18 protein-coding genes are annotated in these 20,919 nt (G+C 27.1%); 13 read left to right on the top strand and 5 right to left on the bottom strand.

The features are described 5' to 3' along the window. The first annotated feature begins 8 nt into the window (after window positions 1-8). The 7 genes from XO12_RS08115 to XO12_RS08085 all read left to right on the top strand — a co-directional run bounded on the left by XO12_RS08115 (window position 9) and on the right by XO12_RS08085 (window position 9,599). Entirely contained in the window at window positions 9-1,178 is a 1,170-nt protein-coding gene (locus XO12_RS08115; protein ID WP_047266092.1) for a sugar ABC transporter permease, read from the top strand. Window positions 1,179-1,360: 182 nt separating this feature from the next. Beyond that, complete coding sequence (locus XO12_RS08110) at window positions 1,361-2,959, top strand: NAD(P)/FAD-dependent oxidoreductase (RefSeq protein WP_047266091.1); 1,599 nt, start codon at window positions 1,361-1,363, stop codon at window positions 2,957-2,959. Window positions 2,960-2,984: 25 nt separating this feature from the next. Continuing rightward, window positions 2,985-4,307, top strand: a complete 1,323-nt coding sequence (locus tag XO12_RS08105) for an NYN domain-containing protein (protein WP_175420091.1) — start codon at window positions 2,985-2,987, stop codon at window positions 4,305-4,307. Window positions 4,308-4,316: 9 nt separating this feature from the next. Next, entirely contained in the window at window positions 4,317-6,362 is a 2,046-nt protein-coding gene (locus XO12_RS08100) for an HD domain-containing phosphohydrolase (RefSeq protein ID WP_175420090.1), read from the top strand. A 138-nt stretch (window positions 6,363-6,500) separates the two neighbouring features. Then, window positions 6,501-7,814 carry an ABC transporter substrate-binding protein gene (locus XO12_RS08095; protein ID WP_047268228.1) on the top strand — a complete coding sequence of 438 codons (1,314 nt, stop codon included), beginning with the start codon at window positions 6,501-6,503 and terminating at the stop codon, window positions 7,812-7,814. Between the two features lie 54 nt (window positions 7,815-7,868). Further along, window positions 7,869-8,744, top strand: a complete 876-nt coding sequence (locus tag XO12_RS08090; RefSeq protein ID WP_047266089.1) for a carbohydrate ABC transporter permease — start codon at window positions 7,869-7,871, stop codon at window positions 8,742-8,744. 9 nt (window positions 8,745-8,753) lie between these two features. Next, window positions 8,754-9,599, top strand: coding sequence for a carbohydrate ABC transporter permease (locus tag XO12_RS08085; RefSeq protein ID WP_047266088.1), 846 nt, complete (start codon window positions 8,754-8,756; stop codon window positions 9,597-9,599). A gap of 104 nt (window positions 9,600-9,703) precedes the next feature. Here the strand turns inward: XO12_RS08085 and XO12_RS08080 are convergent, their stop codons facing one another. Beyond that, window positions 9,704-10,912 carry a hypothetical protein gene (locus tag XO12_RS08080; protein ID WP_175420089.1) on the bottom strand — a complete coding sequence of 403 codons (1,209 nt, stop codon included), beginning with the start codon at window positions 10,910-10,912 and terminating at the stop codon, window positions 9,704-9,706. 201 nt (window positions 10,913-11,113) lie between these two features. On the opposite strand from XO12_RS08080, the gene recJ reads away from it, so the two are divergent. The 5 genes from recJ to rsmA all read left to right on the top strand — a co-directional run bounded on the left by recJ (window position 11,114) and on the right by rsmA (window position 17,081). Further along, window positions 11,114-14,242: a single-stranded-DNA-specific exonuclease RecJ gene (recJ, locus tag XO12_RS08075; RefSeq protein WP_047266086.1), complete on the top strand. Its 3,129-nt coding sequence runs from the start codon at window positions 11,114-11,116 to the stop codon at window positions 14,240-14,242. 1 nt (window position 14,243) lies between these two features. Further along, the gene (locus tag XO12_RS08070; RefSeq protein WP_047266085.1) at window positions 14,244-14,489 is read left to right on the top strand and encodes a hypothetical protein; all 246 of its coding nucleotides are present in this window, start codon (window positions 14,244-14,246) and stop codon (window positions 14,487-14,489) included. Beyond that, on the top strand, window positions 14,486-15,142 hold the full coding sequence (gene ruvX / locus XO12_RS08065; RefSeq protein WP_175420088.1) for a Holliday junction resolvase RuvX: 657 nt from the start codon (window positions 14,486-14,488) through the stop codon (window positions 15,140-15,142). The genes XO12_RS08070 and ruvX overlap by 4 nt, the downstream gene beginning before the upstream one ends. A 4-nt stretch (window positions 15,143-15,146) precedes the next feature. Next, on the top strand, window positions 15,147-16,127 hold the full coding sequence (locus XO12_RS08060; protein WP_047266084.1) for an AI-2E family transporter: 981 nt from the start codon (window positions 15,147-15,149) through the stop codon (window positions 16,125-16,127). A gap of 156 nt (window positions 16,128-16,283) precedes the next feature. Next, window positions 16,284-17,081, top strand: a complete 798-nt coding sequence (gene rsmA / locus XO12_RS08055; protein WP_047266083.1) for a 16S rRNA (adenine(1518)-N(6)/adenine(1519)-N(6))-dimethyltransferase RsmA — start codon at window positions 16,284-16,286, stop codon at window positions 17,079-17,081. A gap of 422 nt (window positions 17,082-17,503) precedes the next feature. Here rsmA and XO12_RS08050 read toward each other — a convergent pair whose 3' ends face one another. Together XO12_RS08050 and XO12_RS08045 are read right to left on the bottom strand one after the other, a co-directional pair. After that, window positions 17,504-17,821: a hypothetical protein gene (locus tag XO12_RS08050; RefSeq protein ID WP_047266082.1), complete on the bottom strand. Its 318-nt coding sequence runs from the start codon at window positions 17,819-17,821 to the stop codon at window positions 17,504-17,506. Between the two features lie 12 nt (window positions 17,822-17,833). Beyond that, window positions 17,834-18,472, bottom strand: a complete 639-nt coding sequence (locus XO12_RS08045; RefSeq protein ID WP_047266081.1) for a hypothetical protein — start codon at window positions 18,470-18,472, stop codon at window positions 17,834-17,836. 350 nt (window positions 18,473-18,822) lie between these two features. Between XO12_RS08045 and XO12_RS08040 the strand changes: the two genes are divergently transcribed. Beyond that, on the top strand, window positions 18,823-20,190 hold the full coding sequence (locus tag XO12_RS08040; RefSeq protein ID WP_047266080.1) for an ATP-binding protein: 1,368 nt from the start codon (window positions 18,823-18,825) through the stop codon (window positions 20,188-20,190). A 103-nt stretch (window positions 20,191-20,293) separates the two neighbouring features. Here XO12_RS08040 and XO12_RS08035 read toward each other — a convergent pair whose 3' ends face one another. Continuing rightward, entirely contained in the window at window positions 20,294-20,524 is a 231-nt protein-coding gene (locus tag XO12_RS08035; protein ID WP_047266079.1) for a hypothetical protein, read from the bottom strand. A 48-nt stretch (window positions 20,525-20,572) separates the two neighbouring features. Then, on the bottom strand, window positions 20,573-20,919 hold a 347-nt coding region (locus tag XO12_RS08030; RefSeq protein WP_175420087.1), incomplete at its 5' end, for an ATP-binding protein.

The following is a 20,919-nucleotide window of genomic DNA, read 5'->3' as shown; positions in this document are numbered from 1 at the left end:
GAAAGAGCATGCTTGAAGAATTAAAAACATTACTTAAAAAAAATATAAGAGAATATGGAATGTATATTGCTCTTGTAATAATTATGGCAATATTTTCTTTATTAACAGATGGATTATTTTTCTCTTCAAGAAACCTAAGTAATTTATTTAATCAAATGGGGTATATAGCTGTTTTAGCGGTTGGTATGACATTGGTAATAGTTATCAGGCATATAGACCTTTCAGTTGGTTTTGGCTCTGGTTTCCTTGGTGCAATTGCTGCTATTCTGATGATGCAATACAATCTTCCTGTTTTGACGACAATATTCATTGTAATTATTATTGGAATAATTTTCGGCTTAGTAAATGGATTTTTTATTTCATATATAGGAATTCCGTCATTTGTTATGACACTAGCAGGAATGATGATTTTTAGAGGAGCTTTGCTTGTTTCAACAGAAAAAACTGGAACTATAATTATATTAAATGATACGTTTAATGAAATAGGCAATGGGTTTATTCCTGATATTTTTCATAATGAAAATATTCATATGACTTCTCTGGTTTTAGGTGCAATAATAATATTTTTCTATATATTGTCTGAAATAAAAAAGAGAAACAATAAAATTAAATATAATTTTGAAGTATTATCTATAAAAGTATTTATATTGAAAATTGCATTAATTTCTTTCGTTATTGGATATGTATTCTGGACTCTGGCTACTTATAACGGCATTTCCTGGACCTTTTTAATAGTTTTAATTGTTGCATTTATCTATCATATAATTACAACAAAAACCCCTTTAGGAAGACATATTTATGCTGTTGGCGGTAACCCAGAAGCTGCAAAATTAAGCGGCATCAGCATTAACAAAATCACATTATTTGTTTTTGGTTCTATGGGATTTTTAACGGCATTATCTGGTATTCTATATACATCAAGATTCCAATCTGCTACTCCCACAGCTGGTACATTATTTGAACTTGATGCTATTGCAGCAGCTTATGTTGGCGGTGTTTCTGCATCAGGTGGCGTTGGTAAAGTTACAAATTCTATAGTAGGTGCCTTGGTTATGGCTTCACTTATTAATGGAATGAACTTAATTGGTGTGGGTATCTCTTATCAGTATATTATACGTGGAGCTGTATTAGTAGCCGCTGTTGTATTTGATATAAAAACTAGAAATAAAATTTCATGAAAATTATAAATTTATTGCAAACTCCTGCTTCCTGCAGGAGTTTTATGTTATAATAATATTACCACTTTAAAAATAGTCTGTCAAATGATTGGTTAAATACACTTTATTATTTATATCTAAGACTGTCTAATTACGCTTAGATTTTTTATAAAAAATTTAAGATAAAAGAAGGGGTTAATTATATGCTGAGAATAAATAATATAAGACTACCTATTGACCATACTATAGAGGATATAAAAATTGAAATTGCTAAAAAAATTCATATATCCCAAAAAAATATAGGCAAAATAAGAATTGCTAAAAAGTCAATAGATGCTCGGAAAAAAAATAAAATGATATACTTTATATATTCTATTGATTTTAGTGTAGAAAATGAAAAAAAACTTTTAAATAGTTCTGAAGATATTATATATACACCAGAAAAAGAATATAAACTACCTGCATCTGGAGATAAGCCTATATTAACAAGGCCTATTATAATAGGCACAGGACCTGCTGGTTTATTCGCCGGGCTTATCTTGGCGGAAGCTGGATTTGAACCTATTATTTTAGAAAGAGGGAAAAAAGTCGATGAAAGAAAAAAAGATGTAGATTATTTCTGGAATACTGGAAAATTAAATCCAGAAAGCAATGTCCAATTTGGCGAAGGTGGGGCAGGTACATTTTCTGATGGTAAGTTAAATACCCAAATAAAAGATAGATTTCATAGAATACAAAAAATGTTGAAAGAATTTGTTGAGGCTGGAGCACCTGAGGAAATTTTATATACAAACAAACCACATATTGGAACTGATAAACTGGAAATTGCTGTAAAAAATATTAGAAAGAAGATTGAAAAACTCGGGGGAAGTTTTTACTTTAATTCAAAAGTCACCGATTTTATAATAAAAAATGGTAAAATCAAAGGTATAGTTATAAACAATAATGAAAAAATGCTCTCAGATATTGTAATTCTTGCCATAGGACATAGTGCCAGAGATACATTTGAAGTATTATTAAATAGAGGTGTAAAAATATTACCAAAGCCTTTTTCCATAGGAGTTAGAATAGAACATTTAAAAGAAACAATTGATAAAAGTCAATACGGGAAATTCTACAATCATCCAAATTTAAAAGCAGCTGATTATAAATTATCTTATAGAGCAAAAAATAAACGGGCAGTATATACTTTCTGCATGTGCCCAGGAGGATATGTGGTTGGTTCTGCTTCTGAAGAATATATGGTTGTTACAAATGGAATGAGTAAATTTGCCCGAGACAATATAAACTCAAACAGCGCCATACTTATTAGTGTTAGCCCAGCTGACTTCCCCTCTAATCACCCGCTTGCCGGAGTGGAATTTCAAAGAATATACGAGAAAAAAGCATTTGAAATAACAAATTCTTATTATGCACCTGTTCAATTATTCGGCGATTTTATTAAATCAAAAAAATCAACATCATTTGGTAAAATTTTACCAACATATAAACCTGGAACTATTTTTTATGATTTAAATAAAATCCTACCTTCTTATGTTTCCTCAGCCCTAAAAGAAGGAATCCTGGCAATGGGAAAAAAGTTAAAAGGTTTTTCGTATTATGATTCTTTATTGACAGGTGTAGAAACAAGAAGTTCTTCTCCTGTTAGAATAGAGAGGAACAGGCATTATGAAAGCGTTAATACAAAAGGGTTATTTCCTATAGGCGAAGGTGCTGGCTATGCTGGAGGAATTACATCTTCAGCAGTTGATGGTATTAGAATAGCTGAACATATAATAAAAACTTATAAAAAGGGATGGTGAAATTATCAAAAGTGTTTTTATCTTTATGGATTATCAGAATCAACCTGTTGATCCAGAATTAATAATAGAAAAAATAAAAGAACTGGGAAAAATAGTTGGAGGAAAGGCCTATGCACACTGGTCAAAATATCCTGCAACGATGTTTTCGTTTTCAAGGCATGGTATCGAATTAATCGAGATGCCAGAAGATGGCTTTGAAAACAAAAAAGGAAATGATATAAAACTAGCTATAGATGCTATAGAAACTATGTTTTCATTACCGCATATAAATGTATTTGTTTTAGTTACTGGTGATGCAGACTTTGTCCCGTTAGTGAAAAAATTAAGAATATACGGAAAAGAAGTTATTGTGGTTAGCAGAAGCAAAAATACTTCTAAAGAAATGGAACTCTCGGCGGATATCTTTATTCCATATGAAGATATTGTTAAATCAGAAAAAATCGAAGACAAAGATACAATTGAAGATGTTGTTGATGAAATAATCAGAATAATAGAAGAACATCAATATAACGATGTAAATGAAAATATTATAAAAAGAATTATTGCTGGTATGAAAATTGATTATAGAGATTTCAAATTTTTATCTTATAATGATTTTATCAGTTATTTAATCAAAGAAATTAGGAAGGAATTTTATTCAAAAAACGGGGAATATAGCGAATATGAAGAAAATTATATGCGATATGTCGAAAGATTATTGGCAACAAGTGTTATACCATTAAAATTAGAACAACTCATTGAAAAAGCACAGGAAAAAAACCCATGGATAACAAAAAATTCCAAATATTCATTAAAAGAACTGATAAAAAAAATGATAGAAGAAAAAAGATTATGGAAAAATTCCAAAGGATATATACTCGTGCCTATACCAAGGAGATGGGAAATAAAGCATGAAAAAATTCTACCTTATCCTGAATTCAGGGATAAATTTATAGAATATGTATATAATCTATTCAAGGAAAAGAAAGCAAATTCTATAATAGAAGCCATACATTCTGCAAAAAAAGATCTAAATTTAACCAATAAGGTGGTTGGTTCTTTTGGAATTGCATTGAAATTTTCCGGTAAATTTATAGGGAAGGATGGAAGTGACTATGTAAGTATGAAAACACCTGTTTATTTAAATGCTGATTTTGAAGAGTTTAAAATTGCAGTAGAAGCATTTTATTTAAAAAGCATTTTAAAAGATGAAGATATACACGAAAAAAACTTACCTATAGCTTCAAACTATATATATAATACAGAAAATCAAAAAAAACTTAATGAAATAATAGAATATTTAATGAATTTACAGGAGGTATTTTACGTCAAACCATATTATAAGTATTATAAAAACTTAAATAGCTAGGTGAATTTTATGAAAAAAATTATTTTAATATTCTTTTTAATTTCTATTTTTAATTTTTTATATGCAAAAAAATTAATCGTTGGTGTATATGAAAATCCACCTCTTGTTTTCAAAGAAAACAATGAATATAAGGGGTTAGCTGTTGATTTACTAAAAAGAATTGCCGAAAAAGAAAATTGGGAATTGATATTTCAATATAATTCTTTTAAAAATTTATTGAACAAAATAAATAACAATGAAATAGATATATTGATTGCATTAGGAAAAACAAAAGAGAGAGAAAATTTTATCGTTTACCCTTCAGAATCCTTTTTTACAAATTGGGGGATTATTTATACCAATAATAATTCTATTGATTCTGTTTTAGACTTGAAAAATAAAAAAGTAGCTGTTTTGAAAAATGACATATACTATATTCACGAAAATGGAATTAAAAATTTGTCAAAAAAAATGAATTTAAATTTTGATTTTTACGAATTTGATTCCTATGATGAAGTATTGAAAGCCGTAAAGAACAAATCATGTGATGCTGGTGTTGTTAATAGATTGTATAATGGTAATACATATAATTTATACAAAACACCTATAGTTTTTTTACCAATTGAAATATATTTTGGATTTTCAAAAAATATTTCTGGAAATATTATAAATAATGTTAATTATTATCTTGATAAATGGAAATTAGATGAAAATTCCATATATTATTCATTATTGGACAAATATATTTTTAAAAAAAGAAATTCAAACTTCGAAAAAATAATAAAATTAGTAATTGCTATAATTATCATCCTTTTATCTATATCCATTACTTTTTATATACTATTGAAAAATGCAACCAAAAAATTAAAAAGAAAAAATGATGAATTGGAAGCATATAATAATGAAATTATTGCAATGAATGAAGAATTAGAAGAAAGTTACTCTAATATGGAAACATTGAATTTTAAATTATTACAACTAACAAAAATGATTTCAAAACTAAAAATAACAAATTCATTTGATGATTTTTACGAAGAATTACTTAGAACTGCTATATATTTAATTCCAGAAGCAGATTATGGTAGTATAATTTTTATTGATTCTAATAATAGCTGGAAGTTTTTAAGTGCATATGGCCATAATTTTGAACTATTGAAAAAAATCACATTTGCTGCTGGTCATATCCCAGAAACAGAAAATATAAGAATTATTGATAATATTGTTGAAAATGAACGACTTGAAATGGACAAAGAATCTTATAACATACTGTTAAAAGCTTCAAAACCCATAAAGCAAAGTTTGATTTACGAAATAAGTATAAAGAATAATGAATGGATTAATTTCTGTCTTGACATCGATAAAAATAGTGAAAAAGTTTTTTCTGAAGAATCTGTTGAAATTATGGAAATTTTTGCCAATCTCGCACGCGCTTTCTGGATTCAAAAATTATCTTATGAGCATATTAAAGATGTATATCTTAATCTTGCAAATAAATTGGCATATATTGCTGAAGAATATGATGAAGTCACAGGAGAACATATACATAGATTGGCAAAATATTCTCGATTTATAGCTGAAAAATTAAATCTGGACAAAAAATCAATTGAAAACATATACCTTTATGCTCCTTTACACGATATTGGAAAAATTCTCATAGATAAATCAATTTTATTAAAAAATGGAAATTTAACAGACGAAGAATGGCAGGAAATGAAAAAACATACAATATATGGTGCTAAAATTTTAGATGAACCTTATTTTAAAATTGCCAGAAATATTGCTTTATACCATCATGAAAAATATGATGGTAGCGGATATCCTTACGGATTAAAAGGGGATGAAATCCCAATAGAAGCTCAAATTGTAGCCCTTGCCGATATTTACGATGCTTTAAGGAGCAAAAGACCTTATAAAAAGGAGTTTTCACATGAAGTAACGACAGAAATCATACTAAAAGGTGATAACAGAACAAAACCCGATGATTTTAATCCCAAAATACTAGAAATATTTAAAAAATACCATATTGAATTTAAAAAAATGTACGATGAAAATATGAAAAATAATTGGTCTTTCTAATTTTAAATAGAGATATTGATTTTTATTAAAAAAAGATGTATAATATTAATACAATTTAATATTTCTTAATATTTCTTATTTTAGCATTTAATAATTTATAGTATTATTTTCTTAATCTCATTCCAAGGGGGGAAAAGTATGAAAAAGTTACTCGTTTTATTGGTAGTTGTTTTAAGTATTTCTATGTTTGCACAGGTAACTATAGAATTCTGGCATGCTATGAGTGGATGGAGAATTGAACTCTTAAAAAGTATGGCTGAAGATTTTATGAAAACTCATCCAGATATAAAGGTTAACGTCCAGTATACGGGCTCTTACAGAGACACATTCAACAAAACAATCGCTGGTGTTAAAGCAGGGAATGCTCCACATATTGTACAAATATATGATATTGGAACACAAGCAATGATTGATGGTGGAATTGCTGTTCCTATTGGAGATTTAATTGATGAAGACCCAACTATCGATAAAGGTGCTTTTTTAGAACAGGTTACAAATTATTATACAGTTGATGGAAAAATGTATTCCATGCCTTTCAACTCATCAACAGCTATATTATTCTACAACAAAACTATGTTCAAAGAAGTTGGATTAGACCCAGAAAAACCTCCAAGAACTTATGATGAATTAATCGAATATGCAAGAAAATTACAAAAGAAAGATGCAAATGGTAATGTTGTTAGATATGGATTAACATGGCCAACACATTCATGGTTCTTTGAACAAATGATGGCTGTACAAAACGCACCATTAGTAAATAACGGCAATGGAAGAGCTGGCGTAAGACCAACTGAAGCTGTATTTAATGGAAAAGCTGGTCAAAATATCTTTAATTTATTCAAAAAAATGACCGATGAAGGTTTATTATTAAATACAAAAAGAGAAGATTGGTCTGGTGCAAGACAGATATTCATCTCACAAAAAGCTGGTATGGTATTATATTCAACATCAGATGTTAAATTCTTTGTTGAAACAGCAAAAGAAAATGGATTTGAAGTTGGAACTGCATTCTTACCAAAACCTGATTTAAGTGTTCAGGGTGGAACTGTTATTGGTGGCGGATCCTTATGGATTCTTAAAAATCATCCAAAAGAAGAAATTGATGCAGCATGGGAATTTGTAAAATGGATGACAGAACCAGCACAACAGATTAGATGGCACCTTGAAACAGGATATTTCCCTGTAAGAAAAGATGCTATAGAACAATTATTAGCAGAAGGTTTCTATTCACAGCATCCAAATTATTTAACAGCTATAATGGAATTATTATTATCAAAACAAACAGTTAATACAAATGGTGCAGTTATGGGTGTATTCCCTGAAACAAGAGAAATAATAGAAAAAGAATATGAAAATGTTATAAACGGAAGAAAAACTGTTGAAAGAGCTCTTAATGATGCCGCCAAAACAGTTACAAATGCTTTAAAAAGATATAATAGAGTATTTAAATAATAATTCAAATATACGGGCGGAGAAATCCGCCCTTTTTTAAAGGAGGAATTACATATGTCCTGGAAAAGTAAACTCACCCCTTATCTTTTACTTATTCCTACTTTTCTTGTAATAATTATATTTATTTACTGGCCTGCAGCATATTCTTTTAAATTAAGTTTTTATCAGGAATCTTTTTTTGGAAATAAAAGTATTTTTGTTGGGTTGGATAATTTCATTGATTTGTTTAGTGATCCAGAATATTATCAGGCTGTTTTTACATCTTTTATTTATTCATTTTCAACTGTTTTTTTAACTATTTTTATTGCTTTTTTGATTTCTCAATTACTCGTTCAAAATATTCCAGGTACGAGATTGTTTAGACTATTTATATTTACACCATATGCAATATCTCCAGCAATAGCAGGCACATTATGGTCTTTTTTGTTAACACCAACTGTAGGATATTTGAATTATTTATTCATAGAACTTTTTGGAATAAATACCGACTGGCTTACAACAACTCCATATGCATTTATAGCTGTTATGTTGGCTACTATATGGAAAATGCTTCCTTTTGATTTAATTTTTTATATAGCTGGACTACAATCGATTCCAGATTCACTGCTGGAATCTTCAATGATAGATGGCGCTAATCTATGGCAAAGAATGTGGAAAATAAAATTTCCATTATTATCTCCTATTACATTTTATTTATTCATAATGAATTTCACAACAACAATGTTTGTTTCATTTGGTATAATAGACATTATGACAAAAGGTGGTCCTTTCGGAACAACAACAACTATGATATATAAGTTATATTTGGATGCTTTTGCATTTCAAAATAATGGATCAGCTGCTGCTCAATCTATTGTAATGTTTGCAGTAATGGGGGTTATAACCTTTATTTATTTCCACAATGTTGAAAAATCCGTTCATTATCAGTGAGGTGAAATTATGGCTTCAAGTATTTCAAGAAAGAAAAAAATTAATTTGATATTATCTGAAATTATTTTAATAATTATATCTTTGATAGTAATGGCTCCTGTTTTATTAGCCTTAAGCATGAGTTTTATGAAACCAGCTGAGGTATATACCTTCCCACCAAAACTTTTTCCCAGCTCATTTCACTGGCAAAATTATGTAGAGGCACTTCAATTGGTGGATTTAGGAAGAATGCTTTTAAATTCTTCAATAGTTGCATTTTTTATAACTTTTGGAAAATTAGTAACAGGAACACTTGCAGGATATGCATTTGCTAACTTTCAATTTAAAGGGAAAAATCTCTCTTTCATGATATTATTTATAACTTTATTTTTACCGGCAGAAACTGTTATGATTTTACCTCTATTCCTTATTATGAAACAGTTTGGGTGGATAAATACCTATTTAGCTTTAATTATCCCCTTCACCGCAAGTGCAACAAATGCATTTTTGATGAGACAACATTTTTTAACTATTCCTAAAGAATTAAGCGATGCTGCAAAAATTGATGGTGCAACTTCAATGCAATATTTCTGGAAAATACTTTTGCCTTTATCAAAATCCATGTTAGGTGGTGCTGCCTTGATTAATTTCGTTTATGCATGGAATTTATATTTGTGGCCTTTGGTTGTCACTATGGAAGATAAAATGAAAACAATTCAAATTGGAGTTAAGATGCTAATTGATGCAGAAGCTTCTAATAATTGGGGAACAATAATGGCTGGAACTATGATCGCTCTTGTTCCAACTTTAATAATATTCTTTGCAATCCAGAACCTATTCGTTAAAAGCCTTGTTAGTTCAGGTCTTAAAGGTTAATAAAAGAAACGTACAGAAAAATTTTAGATGATTTATATAACAAAATCCCCATAAATGGGGATTTTGTTATATTTTTTTAATTATATAATCGTTAATATTTTTTATTAAAATATTATGTCAATTCCTGCTCTTATAAATGGAGAATTAATAGGTTTATAGTTGCCTTCAATTGTAGTTTCAAATCTATATCCTCCATTTAGTGTAATTCCAAAATTATCGGTTAATAATATATTTACTCCTATATTTGGACTTATGCCAAGGGCTATATTTGTAGCATATTCTGTATCATATTCCATTGAAGAACTCATATATAAATCAACACCAATTATTGGCATAAATTTATTAAATTGTTTCATATAATTTAATGAGATACCAGTTGAAAATACAGGATTATCTTTACCAAATATAAAATCTAAATAAAATCCAAATCCAAATCCTTTGTAGTTATCTCCAAGAAAATCCATTCTAAATAAGTAATTATCGTTTAATACATACCCACCGCTTAAAATAAAATGTCCTCTTATTGGTGATAAATCTGGATTTTCTATAACTTTAATATTATTATTTAAATCAAATTTTGGTTTTACAAGGATTTCCAGAATAGATGTGTTATTTGAAACGTCTCTAACTATTAGCTTTCCATCCTTTTTTCTATATATATCATCTTTTACTTTAAATATTTTAGAAAAGGAAAACATCATACCTTTATATATTCCTACATTTCTTCCAGCATCTATTAAAACCATATTATTCTCTATATTTATAATACTTGCATTAATCAAAAATAATTTATTCATTCTATAAACAAGGGTATTAACCAAATATTCTATAGCCTGATTTTTGGCAAGATCTCTTGCTTCATATTCACTTACAAACTTAGTTACATTATATGAACCATATGCATTTATACTTCTTACTTCTAAAATCTGGCTTGTCTCTACATCTATTAATCTATATGCTCCTTCAATTTCAAATTCATACCATACATTACCATCATCATCTTCTTTTCTACGTGATGACGCATCTATTACTTCTACATACACAATATAATCAGCCGCCAATTGATTCATTTTAAAGTCTTTTTTATTGGCTATTCCACTTAATATTCTTTCTACTTCACTTAATACATTTAAATCTCTTTCGATTAATCGATATTTTCCCATATCAAGTAATCTTTCTTTTAGTTTGTGTTCAACTTTCGTACTCAATGTTGAATAGCCTTTTGAGTATATTAATAGTGTTTTTCTACTATCTTCTGCAAAAATAGATATTGCAAATACCAATACAATTAAAATAAAAGGTATTTTTCGCATAACCTCACCCCCAAAAATTCGTTTATTTTATTATACCATGATATTTCTAAAATTGTTACATCCCACAACCTTTTATTCATACAGGATAAACGAATTAACGTTAAATTAAAGCTAATGGAATATTTTCCTAATATTATTTATAGCAAAAATTTTGTATAATTATAACAAAATAAAAAAAATAAATAGAGAGGGGAGAATATTTTGAAAAAGAATTGGAGGGTCTATTGGGACTCAGGTAGTCCTTTATTTACAGAAAATTTAAAGTTAGCCAGAAAACTGGCTGCGGAAACGGGTTTATCAGAATTTTTAATAAAATTACTTATTTCCAGAGAAATAAGAACCAAAGAGGATATAGAGGAATTTTTATATCCAGATGAATCATCTATAATTGATCCATTTCTATTAAAAGATATGGATAAGACTGTTGATTTGCTTATTGATATAAAAGAAAAAAAAGAAAAGCTTGTGGTCTATGGTGATTATGATGCTGACGGTGTAACAGCTGCTGCGGTTTTATATCAGGGATTTAAAGCTCTTGGTTGGGATATTGAAGCTTATATTCCAAATAGAATAGATGAAGGTTATAGTTTAAACATAGAGGCAATAGATGAACTTTATGAAAAAGGATATAAAAATATAATTACTGTGGATTGTGGCACAACATCATTAAATGAAGTTTCACACGCAAAAGAAAAAGGAATGAAAATAATAATAACGGATCATCATGAAACACAAAATATTTTACCTGATGCTGATGCGATTGTCAATCCAAAAAGAAAGGATGACGAATATCCATTTAAAGGATTATCAGGTGTTGGAGTGGCTTTTAAGGTATTATTTGCAATTCATAAAACTCTAAATAAAGACGATTTCGATCCTTTTTCGTTGATTGACCTGGTAGCCCTTGGAACAATTGCTGATATTGTCCCGCTAAGGTCCGAAAATAGATTTTTTGTAAAAAAAGGTCTGGATAAATTGAGAAACAATCCTAATCCTGCATTAAAATATTTAATGAAAGAAATTGGTGTTGTTCCCGAAGATGTGAAATCATATGTAGTTGCGTATAAAATTGCTCCAAAAATAAACGCAGCTGGAAGAATGTCTGATGCCATGAAGGCTTTTGAGCTTTTAATGACTGAAGAAAATAAAAATTTGGAAAAAAAGGTTAAACAATTACTCGATTTAAATTCAGAACGACAAAAACATGAACGTAGAATATATAAATCCGCATTAAGTTTAATGGATATTAATCCCGATTATCATGATAAAAAAGTTATTGTATTAAGTGGTAAAGATTGGCATCTGGGTGTTTTAGGCATAGTTGCTTCAAAACTTTCTAATAAATTTAACAAACCAGTTTTACTTGTTTCAACCACTTCTAATGATAACACCGGAAAAGGTTCTGCAAGAAGTCCTCAGGGAATTAGTCTGATAGAATTGATGAAAAATCTTACTCAAAAAAATAAAGATTTTTTTAAAGAATATGGCGGGCATGAATTGGCCGCAGGTTTTACTATTGATTCTGAAAAAATCGAATATTTAAGAGATGAAATAAATAAAATTTATGCAAACATATATGGTAATAAAGAACCTGAATCTGAAATAGATATTGATATGGAAATTGAAAATTTATGGAGTACCTTTTTTGACGACATCACAGCATTAGAACCTTATGGATATAAAAATCCAGAGCCAATATTTTTAATACGAAACGTTTCGCTGGAAAGGGTAAAAATATTTGGTGCTGAGGAAGAAAATCTTGCAGCTGTTGCAAGAACAGAAAAAGGGATGATATTTGAAGTTGTTGGATATGGCATATTAAACAACAAAAAAGAAACATTGTCTGGTAATATGAAATGTAATATCGTTGGCAATTTTAGAATAGAAAGAACCTTTTATAATAATCAAAAGGTTTTAAAATTTTATGTAAAGGATATAGAATTTATAGGTGATTCATTAACAGAAAAAGGAAATTCTGGTAATTTATTAATTTCATTACATGCAAAAGACAATGTCCATCATCTTGCTAATTATAAATATAAAATATTGCTCGATATGATAAATCAAGCAAGAAATGCTATCTTTGCTCCTATAAAAATTAAAAATACACTATTAATCGAAAAAATTAAGAATACGATATCAAGTGGTGAAAAATTAATAATTATAGGTTCATCTCATTTATTACTCGATTATACCTATAAGATAATCACTCAATATATATCTTCTGAAAATATTTACTATAATAAAAAATCAAAGGTTGAAAATTCTATATTGAAAAGCAAAAAAGTAATTTTGATCACTGTTCCGGCATATATTCAAAATATTCAGCGATTAAATGATTTTTCCAGAAAATTATTAATAGATGAACCAATATATTCATTTTCTCATCCAATAATAGCTAATATTCCCGAATACATACAATTCAGAAAAATTATAAGAACACGATTTTACGATATCAATATATTAGGAACATTTTATGATGAAAGTATAAAAGAATTTTTTAAATTAAGCGGTTACAGAGTAGCAAACGTAAATACCAATGTTCCATCTTTTGAGGTAGTAAAGGAAATAAATTCAAATAAATTTAAATTGATAAAGGATTATTTATATAACTCAAAAAACTTAAATATTATAGTCAATAATGTAAAACCCTATATAAATTTAAAATCATATATATCAACCACTTATGAATATTCAGAGGATTATATTATATATTATTCACACACACACACATTTTTTGAAAAAATAAATATCAGAGAATTAAATAAAAAAGGACCTTCAAGAATATTAATTTCAGAATTTGCCAACGATGGATTGTCTCTTGAACAAAAAGACAGGAATTCGATAATTATGTTATATGACGTTCCAAAAACGCGTATAGAACTGCTTGATCTAATTTCATCCTGGCCTCATAATAAAAAAGATAATATTATATTTGTTATGGCATATAATACAGACTTTTCTACAAAATTTATGTATGATTATTCAAGAACATATCCTTCTACGGAAATTATGAAAAAGGTTTATGAAATAATAAAAGAAAATGATAGTATAAATATAAACACTATTTCAAAACAATATTTTAATGATGATATTGAGCTGGTAAAAAACATCATAGATGAATTAATTAATTCCGGTATAGTAATAAATACATCAAACGGACTTAAAACTATGGAAAATTTCAGACTTGATTTAATACATAAAAATGTCAAATCGAAAGAAAGTATTTTAGATAAGTGGATTCTTAAAAACTCAATTAGATTTTTTTTAAATTTCAAATCAAGAAGCCTAATTTCATTATTAAACAATCAAATTGCGGAGGTAAAATAATATGAAAAAGACCACAAAAGATTTAAATATGTATATAAAAGTAGAACAAAAATATCTTGTAAAGGTTTTAGACAAATTGAGAAAAAATAAGATTTTTTCTAAATTCTTCCCTCTGGGGGGATTCCCTATTATTGCAATATCGAATGAAGATGAGGAAATAGTTGAACAGATTCTAAAAAATATGGATATTAAATACGAGATAAAGAAAACAAAAACAGATATTATTGAGGAGATGTTAAAGTTTTGAAGTATATTGGACTTGACTATGGACTAAGCAAAACAGGTATAGCCACAGGAGACGCAGTTTTAAAAATAGCAACAATAAAAGGAACATTTGAAACAAAATTTTTATTTAAGGAATTAAATAAAATTTATAAGGATAAGGATATATTTGTAGTTGGACTTCCAATATCCATGTCTGGAAGATATTCAAAACAAACATTCGAAACAATAGACTTTTGTTTAAAATTAAAGAATAATTTTAATACAGATGTTGTTTTAATGGATGAACGTTTAACCACACGACAAAGTTATTCATTAACAAAGAATTTTTTAAACTCTAAGAAAGCTAAAAAAGCTAAAGATCAAAACAGTGCCCTATTTATATTACAAATGTTTCTTGATAACCCAAATATTGGTATAAATTTAAATATTAAAAATCCTTATAAAATTGAAGAGTTAGATTCAACAAATATCCTAATTAATGATGTTATTATTAAAAATAGCAATATATATAACAATTCTGATATTCTCGCAAAAGATCCATATGTTTTTTGGTGGTATTATAAAAGAAATAAAACTTCAACTACTTTGTTCGAAGATTTAAAAAATGAATACGATGTTATTTTTACTGAATTTGACATACAAATAAAGTATAAAAAAATTATTTTTTTAAGGTGATTTTATGCCCAAATCTTTCTGGTTTTTAGTTGCTTATTTAATATTTTTCCTGATATTGTTAAAATTATTTCCGACAATAGTCGGAAGTCTTGTTGTAGCTTTGTTTTTTACAATATTAATAGATGTAATAGCATCATATCTTGAAAAATTAAAAATTTCAAGAAAAGTTACAGTTCCAATGGCTTCACTCATTTTTTACGGTGCCATAGTGTATTCCTTTTATAGTTTAATTCCAATAACCGTTGAAGAAGGAAAAAAGGCTTTTGATGTTATAAAAAATATAGACTTTAATAATATACCGGGAACAACAGGTGAAGTAATAAACACATTACTTGATACTACAGGAACATATTTAAAAAATATAATCATACAATTTGCCAGTTACCTCGCATCAAATATCTCCAATTTTATAACAGTTGGATTGCTTTTAATTGTAGCTTCAGCATACATGGCCATTGCCAATAAACGTTTATGGAAAATTATAGATAAGTTTTTCCCAAATTCCGATATAAAAAAAACAAAGAGATTTTTAATTATTACCATTAGAGATTTAAAAAAATTTGTTTCCGGACAAATTATCACTGCGCTTTTTGTTGGCGTTATAACATGGTTTACATCATTAATATTTGGATTTCCATACCCTTTATTTCTGGGATTATTAGCAGGAATCACAGATTTTATCCCTTATCTCGGAATATTCATTACTGCAATTCCTATTTTACTCCTTGGTTTTACGAACTTTGGATTAATGGGTATTGTAAAAGGGATTATAATTATTACCCTGGCCAATCAACTAGAAATGTGGATATTATCCCCAAGGATATCTGGAGGAAAGGTCAATTTAAACTGGTTTCTCATTTTAGTTTCATTATTAATTTTTGGGCAAATGTATGGTGTAGTTGGTGTATTAATTACAATACCTTTGCTTATAGTATTCAGGAACATCTGGAAAATTTATATAATAAATTATTTGAAAAAAATATAAAAAAAGCAGCCTTTTTGGCTGCCAAGGGTTAAACAGGGGGAATTAAAAAGTTGTTTTTGGTTGATATTCGTTTATATTTCTATTTAATCGTTATTATTTTGTTTTTTCGATATTATACAACATTTTTTTTAATTTGTCAAGTGAAGGGAGTTTTTTATGAAAACAAGTGATTGGCTAAAAAAATATAACATATACCTCAAAAAAAGCCTCGGGCAAAATTTCTTATCAACACAGGAATACGCTAAAAAAATTGTAGAAAAAGCAGAAATAAAAAAAGGCGATATTGTTATAGAAATAGGAGCTGGGGCAGGTACATTAACAGAAGAACTTATTAATAGCGGTGCAACCATACTAGCTTTTGAAATTGATGAGCGCTTAAAACCACTATTAGAAGAGCGATTTAAAAGTTTTAATAATATAAAAATAGAATTTATGGATTTCTTAAAAGCTGATTTATCGAAAGTATCTTCTCCAAAATATGTAGCAAATATTCCATATTATATAACATCACCAATTCTGGAAAAAATATTTCTTGAAACTCCAAATTTTCAGTCTGCAATACTCATGGTACAAAAAGAATATAGCCAAAGAATGCTGGCAAAATCCGGCAAAAATTACAGCCCTTTAAGTATATTTGTTCAATTTTTTTGCAATGTAGAAAAATTATTCGATATTCCTCCACACGCTTTTATACCAAATCCGAAAATAGATTCAACTGTTGTTAAATTAACTCCTAAAAAAAATATTCCAGATATAAATAAAAAAAGATTTTTTAAGTTTGTTCATATTGCATTCTCACAAAGAAGAAAAACTATAAAAAATAATTTAAAAATATTATTTAATGATAAAACTGATAATATATTAGAAAAATGTGGTATAGATCCAAAAATACGACCAGAAAATATCTCTATAGAAAAATTCGTAGAAATATTTCATTATATTAAACATTATTAAAAAAGAGGTGCTTAAAGCACCTCTTTTTTAACCATCTTTTTCTTAACTTTTTTTCTCAAATCCGTAATAAATAAAATTAAAAATTTTATTTATTAACAGGCTATTAAATTTAGAAATGCTACCCCTCAAAATTTAATTATTAGAACTGATAATGGTCCTCAATTCAAAGCTAACATTACCTAACTTTTTGGCAAAGTCAAAAATTATTCGGTTTTTATTTTAATAATTATTTTTCATTAAACAGCTTTTCGAAGAAAAGTTGCAAAAGGTCTTTAAAGTATCTTACTCCTGATTTCGTTTTTTATCTTTTTAATAATAATTTTTTTGACGAAGTCAAAAATGACTTTTGTTTTTTATTTTCTTTTTTTACCTTTTTTTATTTTATATGGTTATTTCTGTGAAAGAATGAGTTTTTCTTATTTTTATTCAGCAGATGACATATCTTCCTGAAAATATTTTTGAATATCTCTTTTTAATCTTATTTTATAATTTTCTATTTCATTCAATAAATTATTTATTTTTTCTATATCAATAATTTCACCTTTTTTTGCTTTTTCTATATAAAATTCGATTTTCATATAATTATCTACTATATCTTTTATAATTTTATTTTCTGATAATGAAATTTCTTCACCGCCTGCAATACTGAAAATTGAAATTACCTGAAAAATTAACACAACAGATATTATTGATAATATAATAGCTAAATTTATTTTTATTATTTTATTTATTAAATTCATCTAATCACCCCTTTATTTAATAAAAGCCTGATCATAAACATGTAATGTTTTCGTTATAATAGTTACACCTATGGGGTGTATTCCTAAATAAAATCTAAAAACAACTTCTCCAGAAGCCCAGGCATAATCATAACCTATTCCACCATAATTTTTATTCATTGATACAATCTCCCATCCTGGTCTATATGTATAAGATTCCAAATTAACATTTATACTTGTAACTTTTTTATTATTATAAAAGTACTTTCCAATTAACACTACTTTTAATACAGTTTGGTTCCATCTGTTTTTATATTCCGAAGTATCAAAAAGATAATTAAAATGCGTACGATTAGTTATGTTTAATGTATTCGAAATCTTATTATCTAAAAAATTTTTCTTACTATGTACTAATTTTAATGAATATATTTCATTAATAATTTTCTTTAATTCTGCAATATCTTTTACCCAAAAAACTTTTATATTTTTTGGAATATTATTTTCTGGAATAAATTTTATAACTTTATTGTCAATTTGAATTTCTAATGTCTTATCGATTTTAGAGCTGACATTATTTAAGCTTCTATTTTCTTCACTACCTATAATCGTAGCTGCATTTAAACTTGTCACAAATAACATCATCGATATAATAAAAACATACCACTTTTTCACTACCATCCCTCCAATACTTTTTGATTAATAAAACTGGCACCAGCAGAAAATATTAATTTATTCACTTATTATTTTATCAAAAAAAAAAAAAAAAGTAAACAAAAACGTGGTAAATTTGCTGTTAATTTTATATTTCTAAAATTAATAATAATTACTCAATTAATATATCACCTGATATATTAATATAGTTAATTTTTTGTTTTATCTTTTTTTACTAATAAAAAGTCATTGCACAAAGATTTATTTTTATTGAATTAATAGTTGACATTCATTATTAATAGTATTATAATTATACTGTTTAGAATAATTCTGATTAGTATAATTATTATTAGAATAATGGGGATGAGATTATGAAATTCTATAACAGAAAAAAGGAAATTGATTTCTTCAATAAAATAAATGAATTAAATAGAAAGGTTTTTATTGTTTTATACGGTCGTAGAAGAATTGGAAAAACTACTCTCATTAAAGAGGTTTATAAAAACAAAAAAAATACATTTTATTTTTTTGTTGAAGCAAAAAAAGAAGAAACTTTATTAAAAGAAATTAGTCTATTATTTTCAAAGGGAATATATACAAATTGGTATGACCTGTTTTCTGATCTATTTAAAAAGTTTAAATATATTATCTTTGATGAATTTCAAAATTTCTTTAAAGTGAACAAAGAAATTTTATATGCACTTCAACATGCTTGGGATGAAAATAGAAATAATAATAAATTAATTGTTCTAGGATCATATGTAGGAATGATAAAGAAAATATTTACAGATGAGAAAATGCCTATGTTTGGAAGAAATGATTATATTTTAAAAATCAAAGATTTTTCTTTAATGGATTCTTTAATTATGTTAAAGGACTTTGGTTATAATATTATAGAATCATTAGAAATATATGGAATAACAGGTGGAATACCTAAATATTTATGGTTGTTTCAAAACAAAAAAAATTTAAAAGATTTGGTCTATGAATTATTTGTTGATGATTTTGCCCCTTTAAAGGAAGAAGCAAAAAATATATTAATTACTGAATTTGGTTCAGAACATAGATCCTATTTTTCCATATTAGAATCTCTATCAGGTGGAATGCGAACAAGTTCTGAAATTTCAGATATTTCAGGCATTCCACAAACAAATTTGCCAAAATTTCTTAATGAATTAAGTGATATATACGAGATAATTGTAAAAGAAAAATCATTATTTGGGAAAAATAGCAAAAACTTTAGATATGTTATAAAAGATAGTTTTTACAATTTTTATTTTTATCACATATATAAAAATTATTCATTAATGGAGTTTGCACCTCAAAAAGCAATTGAAAAAATTAAAGATACTTTTAATACATTTATGGGGTTTCAATTTGAAGAAATTAGTAAAAGATTCATTATGGAAAATCCCGATTTATTTGGGTTTACACCAGAGAAGATTGGAAAAATTTGGGGAAGAGTTCCATACAAGAAAAATGAATCATATGATATAGATATAGTCGCGTATGATAAAAATAATATTGTTTTTACTGAATGTAAATGGACAAATAAAAAAGTAGATATCGATGTATATGATAAATTAAGATTAAGAAGTGAATTTTTGAATGTAAAAAACAAAAATATAATATATGCTATTTTTTCAAAAAGTGGATTTTCAAATGAACTTCTCAAATTAAAAGGCAGTAATTTATATTTATTTAGCCCAAAAGATATAGAAAACATTTATAATTTATAGTAGCTCCCATGTTTTTTTTATTTTTATTACGATATCCAAGCATATACAACAACGCCAGGAGTTATTCCTGGCGTTGTCTATTTAATTGAAAATATCTATTAATTTAATTAGATGAATTTTTAAGAAGGTTAATAGCCTCTTCAAGAGTAATATCAAAGATATTGTTAGTTAAATCTTCAATTGTTTTTATATCCAAATAATCAAGGTTATTTAAGTATGGAACAATATTATCTCCAAATTTTTTGAATAAAAGACTTTTTGCGATTGTTTTTTCGCCTTCAAAATTTCCTTTTTCAATACCTTTCTCAATACCCTTCTCAAAGTGTAAAAACAACTACAAGAATGTTAAAAAAAGGGAAAATAAAAATGTACAAAAAAGGGATTAAGAATTAGAAACAGAATTAGCAAAAAAATCCATTTTTTCTTTTAGTCTGTAAGATTCACCTTTAATTGAAATAACATGAGAATGATGTAATAATCTGTCTAATATAGCTTGAGCTAAAACTGGAGAACCAAATATTTCACCCCAACTTGAAAATGACATATTTGTTGTTATTATTGTACTGTGCTTTTCATATCTTTTTGATATTAATTGAAAAAATAAGTTTGAAGCATCTGTATCAATTGGCAAATATCCTATTTCGTCTATTATTAATACTTTGTATTTCGAAAAATGTTTTAATCTTGTTTCTAATCTATTTTCTTTAAGAGCTTTTTTTAATTGAGACG

It is taken from the genome of Marinitoga sp. 1154 (assembly GCF_013363285.1).
Taxonomy (GTDB): Bacteria; Thermotogota; Thermotogae; order Petrotogales; family Petrotogaceae; genus Marinitoga.
Note: the sequence above shows the minus strand (reverse complement) of the source record. Positions and strands in the feature narration are given on the sequence as shown.